Origin of the sequence: Streptomyces oceani, from assembly GCF_001751245.1 — a bacterium.
GTDB lineage: Bacteria > Actinomycetota > Actinomycetes > Streptomycetales > Streptomycetaceae > Streptomyces > Streptomyces oceani.
The window spans coordinates 14,556-32,508 of record NZ_LJGU01000114.1 but is presented as its reverse complement, the minus strand read 5'-3'; the positions used below and the strand labels follow the sequence as shown (position 1 = coordinate 32,508).

The 17,953-nt window shown below is 71.0% G+C and carries 16 protein-coding genes and 2 pseudogenes; 11 read left to right on the top strand and 7 right to left on the bottom strand.

Going from position 1 to position 17,953, the window contains the following annotated elements:
- Positions 1-62: 62 nt before the first annotated feature.
- The gene (locus AN216_RS07450; RefSeq protein ID WP_070195814.1) at positions 63-311 is read right to left on the bottom strand and encodes a DUF2798 domain-containing protein; all 249 of its coding nucleotides are present in this window, start codon (positions 309-311) and stop codon (positions 63-65) included.
- Between the two features lie 493 nt (positions 312-804).
- Complete coding sequence (locus tag AN216_RS07445; protein WP_070195813.1) at positions 805-1,230, bottom strand: OsmC family protein; 426 nt, start codon at positions 1,228-1,230, stop codon at positions 805-807.
- Between the two features lie 255 nt (positions 1,231-1,485).
- Here AN216_RS07445 and AN216_RS30035 point away from each other — a divergent pair, with 255 nt between their 5' ends.
- The gene (locus tag AN216_RS30035; RefSeq protein ID WP_244502363.1) at positions 1,486-2,208 is read left to right on the top strand and encodes a hypothetical protein; all 723 of its coding nucleotides are present in this window, start codon (positions 1,486-1,488) and stop codon (positions 2,206-2,208) included.
- Between the two features lie 122 nt (positions 2,209-2,330).
- Here AN216_RS30035 and AN216_RS07435 read toward each other — a convergent pair whose 3' ends face one another.
- Positions 2,331-3,071 carry an SDR family NAD(P)-dependent oxidoreductase gene (locus AN216_RS07435; RefSeq protein ID WP_070195812.1) on the bottom strand — a complete coding sequence of 247 codons (741 nt, stop codon included), beginning with the start codon at positions 3,069-3,071 and terminating at the stop codon, positions 2,331-2,333.
- 222 nt (positions 3,072-3,293) lie between these two features.
- Between AN216_RS07435 and AN216_RS07430 the strand changes: the two genes are divergently transcribed.
- The 4 genes from AN216_RS07430 (at position 3,294) to AN216_RS07415 (ending at position 6,677) form a co-directional block, all read left to right on the top strand.
- Positions 3,294-4,538, top strand: coding sequence for a GNAT family N-acetyltransferase (locus AN216_RS07430; RefSeq protein WP_070195811.1), 1,245 nt, complete (start codon positions 3,294-3,296; stop codon positions 4,536-4,538).
- A 121-nt stretch (positions 4,539-4,659) separates the two neighbouring features.
- Positions 4,660-5,466 carry an arylamine N-acetyltransferase family protein gene (locus tag AN216_RS07425; RefSeq protein WP_070195810.1) on the top strand — a complete coding sequence of 269 codons (807 nt, stop codon included), beginning with the start codon at positions 4,660-4,662 and terminating at the stop codon, positions 5,464-5,466.
- A 2-nt stretch (positions 5,467-5,468) separates the two neighbouring features.
- Entirely contained in the window at positions 5,469-6,284 is an 816-nt protein-coding gene (locus AN216_RS07420) for an endonuclease V (RefSeq protein WP_079166365.1), read from the top strand.
- 45 nt (positions 6,285-6,329) lie between these two features.
- Positions 6,330-6,677: a VOC family protein gene (locus AN216_RS07415; RefSeq protein ID WP_070195809.1), complete on the top strand. Its 348-nt coding sequence runs from the start codon at positions 6,330-6,332 to the stop codon at positions 6,675-6,677.
- Positions 6,678-6,712: 35 nt separating this feature from the next.
- Here the strand turns inward: AN216_RS07415 and AN216_RS07410 are convergent, their stop codons facing one another.
- The 3 genes from AN216_RS07410 to AN216_RS07400 form a co-directional block, all read right to left on the bottom strand.
- On the bottom strand, positions 6,713-7,798 hold the full coding sequence (locus tag AN216_RS07410; RefSeq protein ID WP_070195808.1) for a sulfotransferase family protein: 1,086 nt from the start codon (positions 7,796-7,798) through the stop codon (positions 6,713-6,715).
- An 83-nt stretch (positions 7,799-7,881) separates the two neighbouring features.
- A complete protein-coding gene (locus tag AN216_RS07405; protein ID WP_070195807.1) occupies positions 7,882-8,706 on the bottom strand; it encodes an ABC transporter permease in 825 nt (274 codons plus the stop codon).
- On the bottom strand, positions 8,703-9,728 hold the full coding sequence (locus AN216_RS07400) for an ABC transporter ATP-binding protein (protein WP_070195806.1): 1,026 nt from the start codon (positions 9,726-9,728) through the stop codon (positions 8,703-8,705). Before AN216_RS07400 ends, AN216_RS07405 begins: the two co-directional genes overlap by 4 nt.
- Positions 9,729-9,844: 116 nt before the next feature.
- On the opposite strand from AN216_RS07400, the gene AN216_RS07395 reads away from it, so the two are divergent.
- Entirely contained in the window at positions 9,845-10,687 is an 843-nt protein-coding gene (locus tag AN216_RS07395; RefSeq protein ID WP_139140872.1) for a TetR/AcrR family transcriptional regulator, read from the top strand.
- 85 nt (positions 10,688-10,772) lie between these two features.
- On the top strand, positions 10,773-11,174 hold the full coding sequence (locus tag AN216_RS07390) for an MmcQ/YjbR family DNA-binding protein (RefSeq protein ID WP_070195805.1): 402 nt from the start codon (positions 10,773-10,775) through the stop codon (positions 11,172-11,174).
- Positions 11,175-11,204: 30 nt separating this feature from the next.
- On the opposite strand, the pseudogene tnpA reads toward AN216_RS07390, so the two are convergent.
- Positions 11,205-11,620: pseudogene (gene tnpA, locus AN216_RS07385) on the bottom strand (IS200/IS605 family transposase).
- Positions 11,621-11,648: 28 nt separating this feature from the next.
- Between tnpA and AN216_RS07380 the strand changes: the two are divergent.
- The 4 genes and pseudogenes from AN216_RS07380 to AN216_RS07365 all read left to right on the top strand — a co-directional run bounded on the left by AN216_RS07380 (position 11,649) and on the right by AN216_RS07365 (position 17,936).
- Positions 11,649-12,891: pseudogene (locus AN216_RS07380) on the top strand (RNA-guided endonuclease InsQ/TnpB family protein).
- Positions 12,892-13,080: 189 nt separating this feature from the next.
- A complete protein-coding gene (locus AN216_RS07375; protein WP_079166363.1) occupies positions 13,081-14,247 on the top strand; it encodes a CaiB/BaiF CoA transferase family protein in 1,167 nt (388 codons plus the stop codon).
- A 190-nt stretch (positions 14,248-14,437) separates the two neighbouring features.
- Positions 14,438-15,652 (top strand): acetyl-CoA C-acetyltransferase, encoded by a 1,215-nt coding sequence (locus tag AN216_RS07370; RefSeq protein WP_070195804.1) that lies wholly within the window; start codon positions 14,438-14,440, stop codon positions 15,650-15,652.
- A gap of 58 nt (positions 15,653-15,710) precedes the next feature.
- Entirely contained in the window at positions 15,711-17,936 is a 2,226-nt protein-coding gene (locus AN216_RS07365) for a 3-hydroxyacyl-CoA dehydrogenase NAD-binding domain-containing protein (protein WP_070195803.1), read from the top strand.
- The last annotated feature ends 17 nt before the right edge of the window (positions 17,937-17,953 follow it).

The following is a 17,953-nucleotide window of genomic DNA, read 5'->3' as shown; positions in this document are numbered from 1 at the left end:
TAAGCGGACCTCAGGTCTCCGTGGAGAGTTTGACCCGGGGCCCGAGCTTGATGGCGCATAGGTCAAGCATCGTCGGTGGTAGGCATGCCCATGCGTGACTTGAGGATCGCACTGCTCAGTGCCATCGATGCGGGCCAGGCGACCATCGTGACGGCGAAGGCGATGGGCCACGCGATGATGAACTGGCGGGGCCAGCTGGCCAACCACCGCATGGACGGCCCCGTGAAAATGAGGCCCATGATGCCTGACATGGTCGCGGCCATGATGAAGGTCATGATGACCTGAGTGAGAAAGACGCTCTTCCTGCTCATCGTCCGTTCCTCGTCCGGGACGACGGCGCCCTGCCCTCGATACTCGCTCTGGCGCCGCCGGCCGCGTTGTTGCGGCAGTTGGGCTGCGCCTCGGGTTCGCACCGTCGGGTGCGACTGCATCTCACAGGGGTGCGAGGGCTGGAATAACCACACCAGCCTGAATCTTCTAGGCCGGATCATTGTAAGGGGTACCTGAACCCGCCCGGGTGCCAAGGCGTACCAAGAGGCAGGTGCCTGGACACGTTCCGTCCCGGTGTTCGGATACGGGCAGCTACGGAGCTCCTCGCCCGACTCTTCGTGAACGACGCCGTGACGTCGATCGAGCACCTCCACGTAGCCCACCCGCGCGCTGACGAGGAGCGCTTCATGATCGATCCCTCAGTCCGGAAACGGTTCCCGTGGCGCTGGCCCGTGCGCACGTCAGCACGCCGCCGGCGGGCCAACGCCGAAGTCGGGATTCAGGCCGGGAACAGGACCGGGAACAGGGACGGGATCAGGCCAGGCTCGCGGTCAGGGTGATGCGGGTGCCGGTCAGGGCCTGGCTCACCGGGCAGTTCACCTTGGCGTCCTCCGCCGCCGCGACGAAGCCGCTCTCGTCCAGGCCCGGCACGTCGCCCTCCACGGTGAGGTGGATGCCGGTGATGCCCGTACCAGGCTGAAAGTCCACGTCGGCCTTGGTGGTCAGCCGGGTGGGCGGGGTGCCGCCGCCGTTCAGCCCGTTCGAGAGGGCCATGGAGAAGCAGCTGGAGTGCGCCGCGGCGATCAGCTCCTCGGGGCTGGTCTTCCCACCCGGCTCCTCGGACCGCGCGGCCCAGGTGACCGGGTACTGCCCGATCCCGGAGGAGTCGAGACTGACGGTGCCGGAGCCTTCCTTCAGGCCGCCGTTCCAGACCGTGTGCGCGGTGCGTGTGGTCGCCATGCTGGGCTTGCCTCCTGGTACGAACGTACGTCCACTGACCCCACGATCCTCCGCCTCCGCGTCGACGCGCGCGATAGGACGCGCCGGCGTCGGGGCGTGTGCCGGAGGACCGGGACGCCCAGGCTACGGGACGGGCCCCGCCGGCACCCGCTGGCGCGCGTCGGCGTCCCGGGGTGAGACGGGACCAGGTGCCTCCCGGTAACCTCCGGAACCACCGCACGTGTTCGGGGGAGTTGAAGGCGAGGGAAAGCACCCATGACGGCGCTCGACGAAGAAGAGGTCGACCAGACGGCCGTAGGGGCAGCCGCTGGTTCGTCCGGCCCGCTGACCGGCGGTACGACGGACGGTACCGGCGGGGTCGAGGGGGACGCGGAGGGCCGGCGCGGAACCGGAGGGGACGGCGGCAGCATGGCGGAGACCAGCCACCAGCACCCGGGACGGCGACCCGGGAAGAGCGCCCAGGAGAAGCCCGCGGAGTCCCCCGAGACCAGGGGCGCCGACGCCACGCTGGCGGGCGCCGGCCGCGGCGTCCCGGCGGGGGAGCGGAACGAGCCCGAGCCGGACGAGGCGATCGGTGAGGCCGCCGATGCCGGCACTGACGGGACCGAGGGCAGGGACGGAACCGACGGCACCGACGGAACCGACGGCAGGGACGGGGAGGACCCGGCGGACCCGGAGGCGACCCCGGACGGCGGGCCGGAGCGGGTGCCCAGACCGGGCATGACACCCCGACAGGCGCGTCGGATACGCGTGGTGACCTCCGGTGTCGTGATGGCGGCGGTCGCCGCGGCGCTGGTGATCCGCCTCGGCAACGCCCCCTCACTGCTGGTGGTGGGGCTCTACGGGATCGCGTTGATACTGTCCGGCATCGCCATCGTGCTCAGCCGCCGAGGCCGTACGCGAGTGGCCACGGCCGTGCTCGGCTGCGGCTTCGTCATGGTGATCCTCGCTGAACGGATGCTGCCGGACGGCAGTTGACGCCGCGACCCCGAGGAGGCTCCCGCGTCCCCGCGTCGGCCGCTGGCACCCGCCCACCCCACCGACGCTGCCGGGTGCGGGGCCCGTACGCTCACCCGCGTACGGGCCCCGCACCCGAGCCGTCAGGCGGCGTGTCCGCCGTCCACGGCGATCGACGCGCCGGTGACGTACCGGCCGCCGTCGCCGGCGAGGTGCGCCACGGTGGCGGCGATCTCGTCGGGTTGGCCGTGCCGGCCCAGGGCCGTGAAGCCCCGCTGCGCCGCCGCGTCGGGTCCGTCCGCCGGGTTCATGTCGGTGTCGATGGGGCCCGGGTGCACCACGTTCGAGGTGGTTCCTCGCGCGGCCAGTTCGCGTGCCAGCGCCTTCGAGAGCCCCGTCAGCGCGGACTTGCTGGCGGCGTAGAGCGAAGCGCCTGGGAAGGGCACCCGTTGGGTGACGCAGCTGCCGATGTGGATGAGCCGGCCGCCGTCGGCCAGGTGGCGCGCCGCCGCCTGCGCCGCCAGATACGCGCCGCGGACGTTGACCGCGAACACTCGATCGACATCTGCGAGGGGCAGCTCCTCGACCGGCCCGAGCACGCCCAGCCCCGCGTTGTTGACCAGAATGTCCAATCGGCCCAGCTCGGCCACCGCGCCGTCGACCATCGCGGTCACGTCCGTGGCCTCGGCCATGTCCGCCCGTACGGTCCACGCCCGGCGGCCCAGTTCCTCGATGCCGCCGGCGACCCGTTCGGCCTGGCCCTTGTCCTGTTGGTAACTCAGGGCGACATCGGCGCCGTCCCGCGCCAGCCGGAGCGCGGTAGCCGCGCCGATGCCTCGGCTGCCGCCGGTCACGAGGGCCACCTTGCCGTGCAGAGAATTCATAGGGGCTGTCCTAAAGATTCCGGATGTGCTGACGGAGTCGATCCTCACGCGCGGCGCGGTCGGGAGCTGGCGGAATCCGGACGGGGCACCGAGCGCCCCGTGGTTCCGGCCGTGGGGACGGGCGGGCGCGCTGGCTGTCGGGCCGGGCGCCGGTCCTGGTGCTGGCGGCGTGCCGGGGCGAATGCGGATGCCGGTTCTCCGCTTGGGGGTTAGTGTCCGGGCGTGACGACTGTTCAATACCGCACCCTCGACGAAGCGCACCTCGACCGCGCCCTCGACCACGCCGATCTCGCCTTCCACGAGAAGACCACGGACCGGCTGCGCAAGCAGTTCCGGGAGATGATGCTGCGCTGCGAGCGGGTCGGTGCCTACGACGGCGAGAGCCTGGTCGGGCTGTCCGTCGCGATCCCGTTCCGGATGTCCGTACCGGGCGGCGAACTCCCCGCGGCCGGTCTGACGTTCGTCTCCGTGTCGCCGACACATCGGCGCCGGGGTGTGCTGACCGGACTGCTCGACGAGGCATGGCGGCGCAGCGCGGCGAACGGCCAGCCGGTGGCCGTGCTGTGGGCCTCCCAGGACGCGATCTACGGACGCTTCGGCTTCGGGACGGCCACCCGCGCGTACAACCTGGAGATCGACTCCACTCGCCCGCTCGCCCTGCGGGTCACCCCCGACGACCGGCCGCTGCGGCTGATCGACCCGGAGCGCGCTCCCGGGGTACTGGCCGGGCTGCACGCGGCGCACCGTACGGAACGCGCCGGGCGCATGGCCCGCGACGACGTCTGGTGGCGTACGGAGGTGCTGCCTGAGGAGGACGAGCACGAGCGGGACTACAGCCCGCCCCGGGTGGTCGTCCTCGGTGAGGAGGCCCCGGACTCCCGGACCGGCGGCTACGCGGTCTACCGCACCCGGCGCGAGGCGGGTGGCCAGGCCGTGGTGCGCCTCGACGAGTTGGAGGCCGAGACGCCGGAGGCCGCGGCCGCGCTGTGGCAGTACCTCGTCGCGGTGGACCTCACCAGCAAGGTACGCGCACCCGGCCGGCCGCTGGACGATCCGCTGTTGTTCATGGCCGCCGACCGGGACCAGGTGCGGGTCGTCGCCGAGCTGCCCGCGATGTGGCTGCGCCTGGTGGACCCGGCCGCGGCGCTCGCCGAGCGTTCCTGGGCGGCCCCGGTGGACGTCGTACTGGAAGTCACCGACCGGACGCTGCCGGACAACGCCGGCCGCTACCGGCTCACCGCCGGCCCGGGGCAGCGCGCCGTCTACCGCCCGGCGGACCGGGCCGAGGACCCGCCGGTGGATCTCAGCCTCGACATGCGGGAGTTGGGCAGCTGCTACCTGGGCGGCGCGAAGCTGTGCCGCATGGTGCGGGCCGGGCTGGTCACCGAGCACACCCCGGGCGCCGCGCAACGGTTGGACGACGCCCTGCGCACGCCCCTGCTGCCGCACGCCGTGGACAGCTTCTGAGCGCTGCCGACCGCTTCTCCGCGCCGCTGTCGCTCGTACGCACGTCAGCGGCGGCACCGCCGGTTCGTGCGAGGCGTGACCCGCGGGCGAACCCGCCAGCCGGGCACGGATACTGGGACCCATGGGAGACGAACACCAGGACACCGCGGCGTACCTGCGCCGCATCGGCGTCACCCGTCCGGCTGTTCCGGACCTGCCAGCGCTGCGCGAGCTGCATCGCCGGCACCTGATCGCCGTACCCTTCGAGAACCTCTCCCTCCACCTCGATGAGGAGATCGTGCTGGAGGACCAGGCCCTGCTGGACAAGGTCGTCGCGCGCTCCCGGGGCGGTTTCTGCTACGAACTCAACGGCGCCTTCGCCTCGTTGCTGCGAAGGCTGGGCTTTCAGGTGGATCTGCTGGCCGCCAGGGTGTTCGACGGTGAGCGGCTGAGCGTGCCGTACGCGCACATGCTGCTGCGGGTTCAGCCGGTGGAGGGCACGGCGTGGCTGGCGGACGTCGGTTTCGGCCGGCACAGCCACTACCCGCTGGCGCTGGAGGAGACGGGCGACCAGGATGATCCGGGCGGAACCTTCCGACTCCGGCCGGCCCCGGAGGGTGACCTCGACGTGTTGCGGGACGGCCAGCCGGTCTATCGCCTGGAGCGGCGGGCGCGAGCGCTGTCGGACTTCGAGGGCGGCAGCTGGTACAACCGCACCCATCCCGACTCGACCTTCGTCCGCTCGCTCGTCTGCTCCCGGCTGACCGAGGACGGCTGTCGGCTGACTCTCAGCGGGCGGCAGTTCGTGACGACGGGCGCGGACGGCAGCCGCGGCGAGACAGAGCTGTCGGAGGGGCAGTTGCTGGAGACCTACCGGGAGCGGTTCGGGCTGCGGCTGGATCGCGCCCCCCGCGAGCCGGGCCGGCGGGCCGACGCGTCGGGAGCCTGAGCATGCTGACCGGACCGGCGAAGCGGGAACGGCCGGAGGGACCGGAGGGACCGGAGGGGCTAGAGCGGCGGGAGGGGCCAGCCTCCGGTGTCGGGGACTGGCCGCGCACCGAGACCGAGGCGCTCGCCGTACAGGACGACCTGCGGGCCCGGGTGGACCTCAGCGGCCACACTCCCGAGCCGGGCACCCCCGGCACGGTGGTGGCGGGCGTCGACGTCGCCTACGACGACGAGCGGGACCAGGTCGCCGCGGCCGCGGTGACGCTCGACGCGGCGACCCTCGAGGTGCTGGGCCGGTCCACCGCGCGTGCCAGGGTGCCCTTCCCGTACGTGCCCGGGCTGCTCGCCTTCCGTGAACTGCCCGCCGTGCTGTTGGCCTTGGAGCGGCTTGAGCGAGTCCCGGACCTGGTGGTGTGCGACGGCTACGGTCGGGCCCACCCGCGCCGTCTCGGCCTCGCCAGTCACCTCGGGGTGCTCACCGGGCTGGCGACGATCGGGGTGGCGAAGTCCCCGTTCCTCTTCCGGCACGCACCGGTCGGCGAGGCCCGTGGGGACGGCGCCGCGCTGCTGGACGGGGGCGAGGAGGTCGGGCGCGTGCTGCGTACGAGGGAGGGGGTGCGTCCGGTGTACGTGTCGGTCGGGCACCGGGTGAGCCTGGACGCCGCCTGCGCGTACACGCTGCACCTGGCCCCGCGCTACCGCCTGCCGGAGACCACCCGGCAGGCCGACGCGCTGTGCCGCGCGGCGCTGCGGGAGCTGCGGGATGGCGGAGCGGCCGGTCAGGCGTGTGGGCGTGCGTCGGAGGCCGGTCGGGAGTAATAGTGGACACTCGATAGGAACGTCTGTTCGCATAGGGAGCCGTCGATGACCGTCCGCCGTGTCGTGCCCAACATCCAGACCGAAGCCACCCAGGAGAGTCGGGAGTTCTACGGCCTGCTCGGTCTTCAGGAGGTCATGAACCAGGGCTGGATCGTCGCGCTGGCGTCCCCGTCCGTGCCGACGGCCCAGGTCGGCGTGATGACCAGCGACAAGACCGCGCCCGTCGTCCCCGACATCAGTGTCGAGGTGGACGACGTGGACGCGGTGCACGCGGACGTGCGGGCGAGCGGGGCGGAGATCGTCCACCCCTTGCAGGACGAGGAGTGGGGGGTGCGTCGCTTCTTCGTACGCGACCCGGCCGGCCGGGTGGTCAACGTCCTCAGCCACCACTGAGGCACCACTGAGGCACGGCAGCGCGCCGGCGGCGCTCAGCCGACGCGGCCCAACGCCCGCATCCCCGGGGCGCACAGGTCGCGCAGCATGGCCCGCTGCTCCGCCGGGAGCTGGCGGGCCGCGCCCGTACGGGCATCGTCCAGCATCGCGGAGCTCTCGGTCAGCCACTCCGGCCGCGGGGTCACCCCGACGAACCGGGCCAGCCGCGTCAGCTGCCCGCGCGGGTCCCGCAGCAGCTCCTCGTACGACAGCCCGGTGTGCCGCTCCGGCGGCAGCTGGTTCAGCAGCCGCACGCCCTCCGCGACCAGTTCGGACCACAGCGCGGCGAAGTCGGTCACCGGCATGGGGCGTTCCCACAGCAGCGCGGGGTCGAAGCGTTCGTCGAGGACGGCGGCGAGGTCCGGTGGCAGGGTGCGTACGACCTCCGGGGTGAGGTCGCCCAGCCCGTCCACACCGGTGCGGGCGAAGATCGTGCGGAGCACCGCGATCGAGCGGTAGCCGATGTGCCGGCTCATCGAGACGGCGCAGTCCGGCCCGTCCCGGAAGAGGTGTACGAAGCGGGCGTGCGGGAAGGCCGCGCGCAGCGCCGGCACGGACTGCAGGGAGTAGCCGGAGCGTTCGATCACCGCTCGTCCGCCGAAGCGCTTGCTGAGCATGGCGAACAGCGCCTCGTAGAGCCGCGGGACGGGCTGGCGCGGCAGCTCGCGGAACTCCCGGGCGAGCGCGTCGAAGGTCGCGTCGACCCGGTCGGTCAGTTGGGGCAGCACCATGAGGCAGAGCGCGGGGATGCCGGTGGTCTCGGCCGAGAAGCGCCCCGGGCGGCGGTTGTAGAGGAACTCCGGGAGTGGTACGCCGCTGCGGGTCAGGCCGTCGAAGAAGTGGTTCGGCGCGGCCAGGATGGTCCGCCAGAACTCCTCGCCGGTGAGCGGCTCCGGGGGCAGCGCCTCGTCGCCGCTGAGCGAGGCGAACAGCTCGTTGAGGCTCAGCACCTCGGGGTGGCGGTGCAGGATGCGGGACAGGGCGGTGGAGCCGCTGCGGCCGGTGCCCACGACGAAGGTCAGCGGGCGTACGGCTGCCGCGTCGGCGGCTGGCGACGGCTGGGTCTCATGATCGACGGTCACGCGGTGACCCTGCCCCGCTTCGGTCAGCCGTACGCCGCCGAACCCGTGGGGCGCAGACGGCGGGCGGTCCCCGATCCGGTGAACTATCGCGCGGAGCGGCGGATCGTTCGTATGCCAGTGGCGAGCCCGCCGGCGCAGGTGGCCACCGCGGCGACGAGACCCCACAGCACCGTGGGTGACGCGAAGGTGCCCGTGAACAGTTCCCGTTCGGCACTGACGATGTAGGTCAGGGGGTTGAACCGGGCCAGGGTCTGCATCCATGTCGGTCCGGTCTCCAGCGGGAGCATCATTCCCGACAGCAGGAGCAGCGGGAACGTGAGTGACTGCTGGACGGCCCAGAACATCCACTCCTTGCCCCGCGTGGCGATCGCGAGTGCGTAGGACAGGGCGCCGAGCCCGATGCCGAAGACTCCCAGGACGAGGATTCCGACGAGCACGTGTGCCAGATGCAGGGTGACGCCGAAGGGGGCCGCCAAGAGGGTGATGAGAAGCGCCTGGACCACGAGTGGTGCGAACTCCTTGAGCGCGCGCCCGGTCAGGATGGACGCCCGCCCGAGTGGCGAGGCGAGTATGCGTTCGTAGGACCCGGTCTGCATCTCGTACTGCAAGTTCGATCCGGTCATGCCCGTGCCGAACACGCAGATCATCACGACGACTCCCGGCAGGAACCACTGCCGCGTGCTTGCTCCGTCGATCCCGCCGCCACCGACCGTGCCGGCCAGCAGGGGAGCGAAGAGGGCGAGGAACACCAGCGGTTGGAGAAGCGAGAAGATCAGGGAGAACGGGTCGCGCAGCACGAGCATGATCTCGCGCTTGAAGACGGCGCGGGTGTCCGAGGTGAAGCGCCGGAGTCCGCCCGTGTGGCGCTTCTCGGCGACAGCGATGTCCTCCACGGTCCGGGCGATCATGCGGCGTCGACTCCGTTCGTGGCGTTCGCGGCGGTGGGGGAACCACTGGCGGGCGTGTCCTGCTCGGTGCTCTCCCGCAGGCTCCGGCCGGTGAGGTGGAGGAAGACGTCGTCGAGGGTGGCCTCCCTGATGGTCGCCGCGGCCGGAGGTGCTCCGGCCGCGTCCAGGAGGTACAGGATGCTCGGCAGCTTCCGTGCGCCGTGGTCCGTCGTGATCACGAGGGTCTCTGGTGTGCGCACGTCGAGAGAATCGGCGTGCCGCCCGTCCGTCCGCAGGGCCTGCTCCGCGAGTTCCGCCTCATCCGACGAGTGGAAGCTCAGGGTGACGACGTCGTCGGCGTGGTCGAGCTTGAGCTGCTCGGGCGAGTCGTCGGCGATGACCGTGCCGTGATCGATCACGATGACCCGCTCGGCCATGTCGTCTGCTTCCTCGAGGTAGTGCGTGGTGAGGACGAGGGTCATGCCGAGGTCCTCGCGCATCGTGGTGATGTGTTCCCACAGGTTCGCCCGGCCCTGCGGGTCCATGCCGGTGGACGGTTCGTCGAGGAACAGCAGCGCCGGGTGGTTCATGAGGCCCATCGCGACATCCAGGCGCCGACGCTGTCCGCCCGACAGGCTCATGACGGGTCGCTTCTCGAGTCCGTCGAGCTGAAGCGCGGGCAGCAACGCGTCCGCGCGCTCGCGCGAGACGGCTGGCGAGAGTCCGTAGAACGAGCCCTGGACGTGCAACTCGTCGATGACGCGGTAGTTGTGTCCGGCGCCGTTGCCCTGCCCGATGTAGCCGATGCGACGGCGCACGAGTGCTGGTTCGGTGCGCACGTCCGCTCCGACCACCTTGGCTGTCCCGGCACTTGGGCGCAGCAGGCTGGTGAGCATCCGCAGGGTCGTGGACTTGCCGGCGCCGTTCGGACCGAGAAAGGCGACGAGCTCGCCTGGCGCGATGTCGAGATCAACCGCCTTGACGGCGTGAACCAGTTGCTTCTTGCGCGTGAAGGTCTTGCTCAGGCCCTCGGTGTGAATCATGCGATCCCCAATTCGCGTACGCCGTACTGAAACATGTGGGCAAGTTAGCATACGGCGTACGGGAATGTGTGCCGAGTCCGGCGCCTCCCGTATCGGAGGTCTGGAAGACTGGTTGCGTGGCCAACAGAGGACAGAAGTTCCCCGCACCGGGGAGGGCACCCGATGCTCCGGGAGGTGACCCGGGTTCCGAGGTGACCTCCGAGTCGGGCGGAGCGTCGACGTCCCCGGAAGCGGCGGCGATCGCCCGTCGGTTCGCCCTCCTGTGGGACCCGCCCGCGCCCTCCACGCTCGGGCGCAAGGCACGGCTGAACCAGGACGCCGTCGTCGACGCGGCGATCGACCTCGTGCAGGAATCGGGACTCGACTCACTCTCGATGCGCGGTGTCGCGGCACGACTCGGCGTCGGCGCTATGTCCCTGTACACCTACGTGCCCGGTCGGAGCGAGCTCGTTGACCTCATGATCGACCGCGCCTACGCGTCCCTCGAGCTGCCCGGCTCGGATGCCGACTGGCGCCCCGCGCTGGAGCAGCACGCGCGACAGACGTACGCCCTCTTCCGGCGGCACTCGTGGATCGTTGCGCTGAACCGCGATCGCCTGCCCCTGGCTCCGCACGTCCTCGACGCGGAGGAGGCCGGACTGCGTACGCTCATCGACACCGGGCTGCCCGAGCAGCGGGTGGTCGAAGTGCTCGAACTCGTCAACGGGTTCGTCTGGGGACTCGCCTCCACCGCGGCACGCGAAGCCGCCGAGAGCGAGGCGACCGGTCAGGGTTACGGCGAGTACTGGCGGGACCGGAGCGGGTTCTGGGAGACGTACTTCGACGCCGAGCGCTACCCGAGCATGACACGTGTGTACCTCGCGGGGGCCTTCGACGAGGGGACCGATTTCGACCGTGTGCTGGACCGTCTCCTCGACAGCGTCGAGTACATGATCGAACGTACGGTGGATGGGCCATGAGGGGCTCGCCCGGATGGGGATTGACCGGTCCACGGCCAGAGCAGCCCCGCGGTGCGAGCTCAACCGCCGAGGCTAGGTTCGCCCCGTGACCGGGAAGACACCGCCGCCGGAAGGCGAGGCGCGTGAGGCGCTAAGGGCACGGGAGGCCGTACGCGCCTTCGCGCTGGAACTGCCGGAGGCGGTGGAGGAGTTTCCCTGGGGCGAGGATGCCGTGGCCAAGGTCAACAGGAAGATCTTCGTGTTCCTCGGCGGCGTGCGAGGCGGCCACGCGCCCCGGGTGACCGTCAAGCTCCGGGACCCCGACGCGCACGCCCACGCGCTGAGCTTCCCCGCCGCGGCCCCGTCCGGATACGGCCTCGGCCGGTCCGGATGGGTCACCATACCGCTGGCGGGGCGGGAGGCGCCCGCCGTGGATCTGCTGTGCGACTGGGTGTTGGAGAGTTACCGGGACTCTTGCATTCATCCCCGGTGTTCACGCCGGGGATGAATGCATCTCAAGACTGCTCTGAGGTGCACTTTAGAGCGGACGTTTTTGCTGCTCGATGTACTGGTGGACGATTGCCAACGGTGCTTCGCCACATGAGGCCGAGAAGTACGAGGGTGACCACAGGTGCGCGTGCATGATGGCGTGGTTGATCTGGCCGGTGAACTCCTGCTGTATCCGGCGGGCGGAGACGCGCTTGAGGCTGTTAACCAGCTTCGAGACGGCGACCTTGGGCGGGTAGTGCACCAGGAGGTGGACGTGATCGCGTTCGCCGTTGAACTCCTTCAGCTCCGCTTCGAAGTCCTCGCAGACCTTGCGCATGATCTCTTCGCAGCGCGTCAGCACTCGTCGTTGAACACCCCGCGCCGGTACTTCGTCACGAAGACCAAGTGCACATGCATCGCCGAGACTACGTGTCTCCCACGCCTGTAATCGTTCTGTCCCGTTATGAGGCCAATCGTAGGTAGGATCCCGGTCATGCACCTCCGCTACAACTACCGGGCCTACCCAAACGCCCCGCAGCGCCGTGCGCTGGCCCAGGCGTTCGGGTGCGCCCGCGTGGTGTGGAACGACTGCCTGCGCGACCGGAAGCAAGCGCACGTGGCGGGGCTGCCGTATGTGCAGTCGGCCGAGTTGTCCCGGCTTCGCCTCACCCAGGCCAAGCGCACTGAGGAACGCGCCTGGCTCGCCGATGTGTCAGCGGTCGTCCTGCAACAGTCCCTTCGCGACCTCGACACCGCCTACAAGAACTTCTTCGACAGCCTCAAGGGCAAGCGGCAGGGCCGCAAGGCCGGACCTCCCCCGCTACAAGTCGAAAAAGGACACCCGGCAGTCGATCCGCCTCAACACCAACGCCTTCTGCCTCCAGGGCGACGGCACGGTGTACGTGGCAAAGGTCGGCAACCTCAAGGTCACGTGGTCCCGCTGGCTTCCGGCCGCACCCACGTCCCTGACCGTCACCAAGGACAGCTCCGGCCGATACTTCCTCAGCTTCGTCGTGGACACCGAACCGGACATCTTGCCTGAGCTGGAGACCGACGCCGGTATCGACCTCGGCCTGTCCGCCTTCGCCGTCCTGTCCGACGGCAGCAAGATCGACAGCCCACGCTTCCTGCGCAGGGCGGAGAAGAAACTCAAGCGTCTTCAGCGGGAGCTGTCCCGCAAGGCCAAGGGATCGAAGAACCGGGCCAAAGCCCGCGTGAAGGTCGCACGCCAGCACACCAAGGTGGCGGACCGGCGCCGGGACTGGCACCACAAGGCATCCACACAGATCATTCGCGACAACCAAGCGGTGTATGTGGAAGACCTCGCGGTGTCCGGCCTCGGCCGCACCCGGCTCGCCAAGTCCGTGCACGACGCGGGATGGTCCGCGTTCGTCGGCATGCTGGAGTACAAGGCAGTCAAGCACGGTCGCACCTTCGCCAAGGTGGACCGTGCGCTCCCGTCCTCTCAGGCCTGCTCGGCCTGCGGATTCCGGGACGGCCCCAAGCCCCTGCACGTCCGGGAGTGGACGTGCGGCGCGTGCGGCACCGCGCATGACCGCGACCACAACGCAGCCCGCAACGTCCTCTTCGAAGGACGCCGTATCGCCGCCGGACGGGCGGAGACGCCAAACGCCTGTGGAGCGCCGGTAAGACGGGCACACGTGCCCGCGCAGCGCGATGAAGCAGGAAGCCCCCGGAAGGGTCAGAAGACCCAGGCCGGAATCCCTGAACTTTAGGCCAGGGAGCACGTCAACGCATCATCGCCCCGAAGGCGCTGCTGAGCCGACTCGACCAACTCCCCGACCCCGACGAGCGCTAGCAGGCCCCACCGCACAAGTTACTGGCGGGTCTTGTGGAAGGGCCACGCCCGTTCATAGCATCACCGGTGTTACATCAACACTGTCACGGCAGCGAGGATCCTCCACATGACCGCGGACTCCAGCACGGCGGGTGACGCTCCCGGGGAGGACGACCGGCCTGGTCCGCTGGCCGGACTCCGGGTGGTGGAGATCGCCGGGATCGGCCCCGGCCCGTTCGCCGCGATGCTGCTCGCCGACCTGGGCGCCGACGTCGTACGGGTCGACCGCCCCGGCGGGCCGGCCCTGGGCGTCGACCCGGAAGCCGACCTCACCAACCGGAACAAGCGCTCGGTGGTCGTCGACCTGAAGAGCACGCGCGGTCCCGCCGTCGTGCTGGACCTCGCCGAGCGCGCCGACATCCTACTGGAGGGATACCGCCCCGGCGTGGCCGAGCGGCTCGGTATCGGCCCGGACCCCTGCCTGGCACGTAATCCCCGGCTGGTCTACGGGCGGATGACCGGCTGGGGACAGGACGGCCCGCTGGCGTCCCGCGCCGGACACGACATCGGCTACACCGCCGTGACCGGCGCGCTCGGCCTCGCCGGCCCGGCCGGCGGACCGCCGTACCCCCCGGCGAACCTACTGGGGGACTACGCGGGCGGCTCGCTGTACCTGGTGGTCGGCGTGCTCGCGGCGCTGCGGCACGCGCAGGCGGAGGGCGGAGCCGGCCAGGTGGTGGACGCGGCGATCGTGGACGGGACCAGTCACCTCTCCACCATGATCCACGCCATGCTCGCCGCCGGCAGTTGGCAGGATCGGCGCGGCAGCAACCTGCTGGACGGTGGCAGCCCGTTCTACGGCACGTACGAGACGCGCGACGGCGGCCACATGGCGGTTGGCGCCCTGGAGCCGCGGTTCTACGCGGAGTTCGTCGAGCTGCTCGGACTGCCCGCCGACACGCCCTCGCGTGAGGACCTCGACGGCTGGGACGCGTTGCGTGAGGCGATCGCCGGGCGCTTCCGCACCCGCAGCCGGGAGGAGTGGACGCGGATCTTCGCCGACTCGGACGCCTGCGTGGCCCCGGTGCTCGCCCTCGGCGAGGCGCCCGAGCACCCGCACCTCGCGGCTCGGGGCACCTTCGTCGAGCACGCCGGGCAGGTGCAGCCGGCGCCGGCCCCGCGGTTCTCCGCCACCCCGGGCGCCCTGCGTAGGCCGCCGGCCCGCCCCGGTGCGGACGGTGCCGAGGTCGCGCGGGACTGGGACGTGCCGGCCCTGGCTCAGGAGCCGACATGAGCGGTGCATACGGCGTACGCCCGCGTGCGCGCTCAGCGGCATCCTGGAGGGTGGGGACCCGTACGCCTGCGGGAGCCGGCCGCCCGCCACACGCGCCCCGTACCTCGCGCCCACAGCGGTGCGCACGCCGAGCTAGGCACACCACGATCCGCCCCATCCCACGACTCGCCCCTTCGAAAGGTCGCACACCATGACCACGGAAGCGTTCCTGTACGAAGCCGTCCGCACCCCGCGAGGACGCGGCAAGCCGAACGGCGCGCTGCACGGCACCAAGCCCATCGACCTGGTGACCGGGCTGATCCGGGAGCTCCGGCGGCGCTTCCCGGGCCTGGACCCGGCCGCCATCGACGACGTGGTGCTCGGCGTGGTCAGCCCGCTCGGCGACCAGGGCTCCGACATCGCCAAGACGGCGGCGATCGCGGCGGGCCTGCCGGACACGGTGGCCGGCGTACAGGAGAACCGGTTCTGTGCCTCCGGACTGGAGGCGGTCAACCTCGCCGCCGCGAAGGTGCGTTCCGGCTGGGAGGATCTGATCCTCGCGGGTGGCGTCGAGTCCATGTCCCGGGTGCCGATCGGCAGTGACGGCGGTGCCTGGGCGATGGACCCGATGACCAGCTTCGACACCGGCTTCGTGCCCCAGGGCATCGGCGCCGACCTGATCGCCACCGTCGAGGGATTCAGCCGCCGGGACGTCGACGAATTCGCCGCGCTGTCCCAGGAGCGCGCCGCCGCGGCCTGGAAGGACGGTCGCTTCGAGCGGTCCGTCGTGCCGGTGGCCGACCGTAGCGGCCTGACCGTGCTGGACCGGGACGAGCACATCCGGCCCGGCACCACCGCGGACTCGCTGGCCGCACTCAAGCCGTCGTTCGCCACCATCGGGGAGACGGGCGGTTTCGACGCCGTCGCGCTGCAGAAGTACCACTGGGTGGAGGCCGTCGAGCATGTGCACCATGCCGGCAACTCCTCCGGCATCGTGGACGGTTCGGCGCTGGTGGCGATCGGCAACGAAGCGGTCGGCAGTCGGTACGGCCTCACCCCACGGGCCCGGATCGTCTCCGCCGCCGTCTCCGGAGCCGACCCCACCATCATGCTCACCGGTCCCGCCCCGGCCACCCGTAAGGCCCTCGACAAAGCCGGACTGGCCATCGAGGACATGGACCTGGTGGAGATCAACGAAGCCTTCGCCGCCGTCGTCCTGCGCTTCGTACGGGAGATGGGCCTGCCACTGGAGAAGGTCAACGTGAACGGCGGCGCCATCGCCATGGGACACCCGCTCGGCGCCACCGGCGCGATGATCCTCGGCACCCTCGTCGACGAACTCGAGCGCCGCGACCAGCGGTACGGCCTGGCCACCCTGTGCGTCGGCGGCGGGATGGGCATCGCGACCGTCGTCGAACGCCTCTGACCGGTCCGGCACCCCGCGCCCCGGCCCCGCCGTCCAACCCTTACGGAGACCCACCACCATGGCCCCATCCAGCACCCCCGAGGCATCCGCCCCCCAGGAGTCCACGATCCGCTGGGAGCGTGACGAGACCGGCGTCGTCACCCTCGTCCTGGACGATCCCCGACAGTCCGCCAACACCATGAACGACGCCTTCAAGGCGTCCCTGACCGCCGTCGCCGACCGGCTCGAGGCCGAACGCGACACCGTACGGGGCATCATCGTCACCTCCGCCAAGAAGACCTTCTTCGCCGGCGGCGATCTGGACGAACTGATCCGCGTACGCCCCGAGGACGCCGAGAGCGCGTTCGCCAAGAGCATGGACGTCAAGCGGAACCTGCGGCGGATCGAGACCCTGGGCAAACCCGTCGTCGCCGCGCTGAACGGCGCCGCCCTCGGCGGCGGCCTGGAGATCGCGCTCGCCTGCCACCACCGGGTCGCCCTGGACGCGCCCGGCTCCCGGATCGGCTGCCCCGAGTCCAGCCTCGGGCTGCTGCCCGCCGGCGGTGGCGTGACCCGTACCGTACGGCTGCTGGGGGTCACCGACGCACTGCTCAACGTACTGCTGCAGGGCCAGCGGCACACGCCCGCGCGGGCCCGCGAGGTCGGGCTGGTGCACGAGGTGGTGGACACCGGGGAGGAACTGCTCGCCGCGGCCCGCGCGTACGTCGACGCGCACCCGGAGTCCGCGCAGCCCTGGGACCGCGAGGGCTACCGTATCCCCGGCGGCACGCCGGCACAGGCCAAGTTCGCCGCCAACCTGCCAGCCTTCCCGGCGAACCTGGCGAAGCAGACCGGCGGGGCGCCGTACCCCGCCCAGCGCAACATCCTGGCCGCCGCCGTCGAGGGCTCCCAGGTCGACTTCGAGACCGCGCAGGTCGTCGAGGCCCGCTACTTCACCGAGTTGGTGACCGGGCAGATCGCCAAGAACATGATCCAGGCGTTCTTCTTCGACCTGCAGGCCGTCAACGCCGGCGCCAGCCGCCCCGAGGGCGTCGAGGAGCGCCCGGCTGCCAGGGTCGCGGTGCTCGGCGCCGGCATGATGGGCGCGGGCATCGCGTACTCCTGCGCACGTGCCGGGCTCGAGGTGGTACTCAAGGACGTCTCCCGGGAGGCCGCCGAGAAGGGCAGGGAGTACTCCGAGGGCCTGGTGTCCAAGGCGCTCGCGCGAGGCCGTACGACCGAGGAGCAGGGTGCCGCGCTGCTGGAGCGGATCCGGCCCACCGGCGACCCCGGGGACGTGGCGGGCTGCGATGTCGTGATCGAGGCGGTCTTCGAGGACCCGGAGTTGAAACACCGGGTCTTCCAGGAGATCGAGGACGTCGTCGCCCCCGACGCGCTGCTGTGCTCCAACACCTCGACACTGCCGATCACCGAACTGGCCGACGGGGTCAAGCGCCAGTCCGACTTCGTCGGCCTGCACTTCTTCTCGCCGGTCGACAAGATGCCGCTCGTCGAGATCATTCGGGGGCGGGAGACCGGTGACGAGGCCCTGGCGCGTGCATTCGACCTGGTGCGGCGGATCCGCAAGACGCCCGTGGTCGTGGGCGACTCGCGTGGTTTCTTCACCTCCCGGGTGATCGGGCACTTCATCAACGAGGGCCTCGCGATGCTCGCCGAGGGCGTCGAGCCGGCGACGGTGGAGCAGGCGGCGGCGCAGGCCGGCTATCCGGCGAAGGTGCTGTCCCTGGTGGATGACCTCACCCTGACCCTGCCCCGGGAGATTCGGAACCGTACCCGGCAGGCCGTCGAGGCCGCTGGGCAGAGCTGGCCGGAGCACCCCGGGGACGCCGTACTCGACCGGATGGTGGACGAGTTCGGGCGGCCCGGGCGCAGCGGCGGCGCCGGCTTCTACGAGTACGACGAGAGCGGCAAGCGGCTGCGCCTGTGGCCGGGACTGCGCGAGCACTTCACCGGCGAGGGGGCTCCCGCGGAGCTGGGGGAGCTGTCCGAGCGACTGCTCTTCGTGGAGGCGCTGGACAGCGTCCGCTGTCTGGAGGAGGGGGTGTTGGCCTCCGTTCCGGACGCCAACATCGGCTCCCTCATGGGCATCGGCTTCCCGCCGTGGACCGGCGGGGTGCTGCAGTACATCGACGGGTACGCCGGCGGGCCGGCCGGATTCGTCGCGCGCGCCCGGGAGTTGGAGCAGCGGTACGGCCCGCGGTTCGCCGTCCCGGACACGCTGGCCGCCAGGGCGGCGAGCGGTGCCGCGTACCGGGAGGGCACTCAGCGGGACAGCGCGGGCTGAGCGACCGAGAGCGACCG

Excerpts from the sequence above, each read along its gene's own strand:
- AN216_RS30035 (WP_244502363.1), top strand. The coding sequence starts at position 1,486 with ATGACGGCGCTCGACGAAGAAGAGGTCGACCAGACGGCCGTAGGGGCA.
- AN216_RS07425 (WP_070195810.1), top strand. The coding sequence starts at position 4,660 with ATGGGAGACGAACACCAGGACACCGCGGCGTACCTGCGCCGCATCGGC.
- AN216_RS07400 (WP_070195806.1), bottom strand. The coding sequence starts at position 9,728 with ATGATTCACACCGAGGGCCTGAGCAAGACCTTCACGCGCAAGAAGCAA.
- AN216_RS07370 (WP_070195804.1), top strand. The coding sequence starts at position 14,438 with ATGACCACGGAAGCGTTCCTGTACGAAGCCGTCCGCACCCCGCGAGGA.
- AN216_RS07435 (WP_070195812.1), bottom strand. The coding sequence starts at position 3,071 with ATGAATTCTCTGCACGGCAAGGTGGCCCTCGTGACCGGCGGCAGCCGA.
- AN216_RS07450 (WP_070195814.1), bottom strand. The coding sequence starts at position 311 with ATGAGCAGGAAGAGCGTCTTTCTCACTCAGGTCATCATGACCTTCATC.
- AN216_RS07375 (WP_079166363.1), top strand. The coding sequence starts at position 13,081 with ATGACCGCGGACTCCAGCACGGCGGGTGACGCTCCCGGGGAGGACGAC.
- AN216_RS07445 (WP_070195813.1), bottom strand. The coding sequence starts at position 1,230 with ATGGCGACCACACGCACCGCGCACACGGTCTGGAACGGCGGCCTGAAG.
- AN216_RS07405 (WP_070195807.1), bottom strand. The coding sequence starts at position 8,706 with ATGATCGCCCGGACCGTGGAGGACATCGCTGTCGCCGAGAAGCGCCAC.
- AN216_RS07415 (WP_070195809.1), top strand. The coding sequence starts at position 6,330 with ATGACCGTCCGCCGTGTCGTGCCCAACATCCAGACCGAAGCCACCCAG.
- AN216_RS07420 (WP_079166365.1), top strand. The coding sequence starts at position 5,469 with ATGCTGACCGGACCGGCGAAGCGGGAACGGCCGGAGGGACCGGAGGGA.
- AN216_RS07365 (WP_070195803.1), top strand. The coding sequence starts at position 15,711 with ATGGCCCCATCCAGCACCCCCGAGGCATCCGCCCCCCAGGAGTCCACG.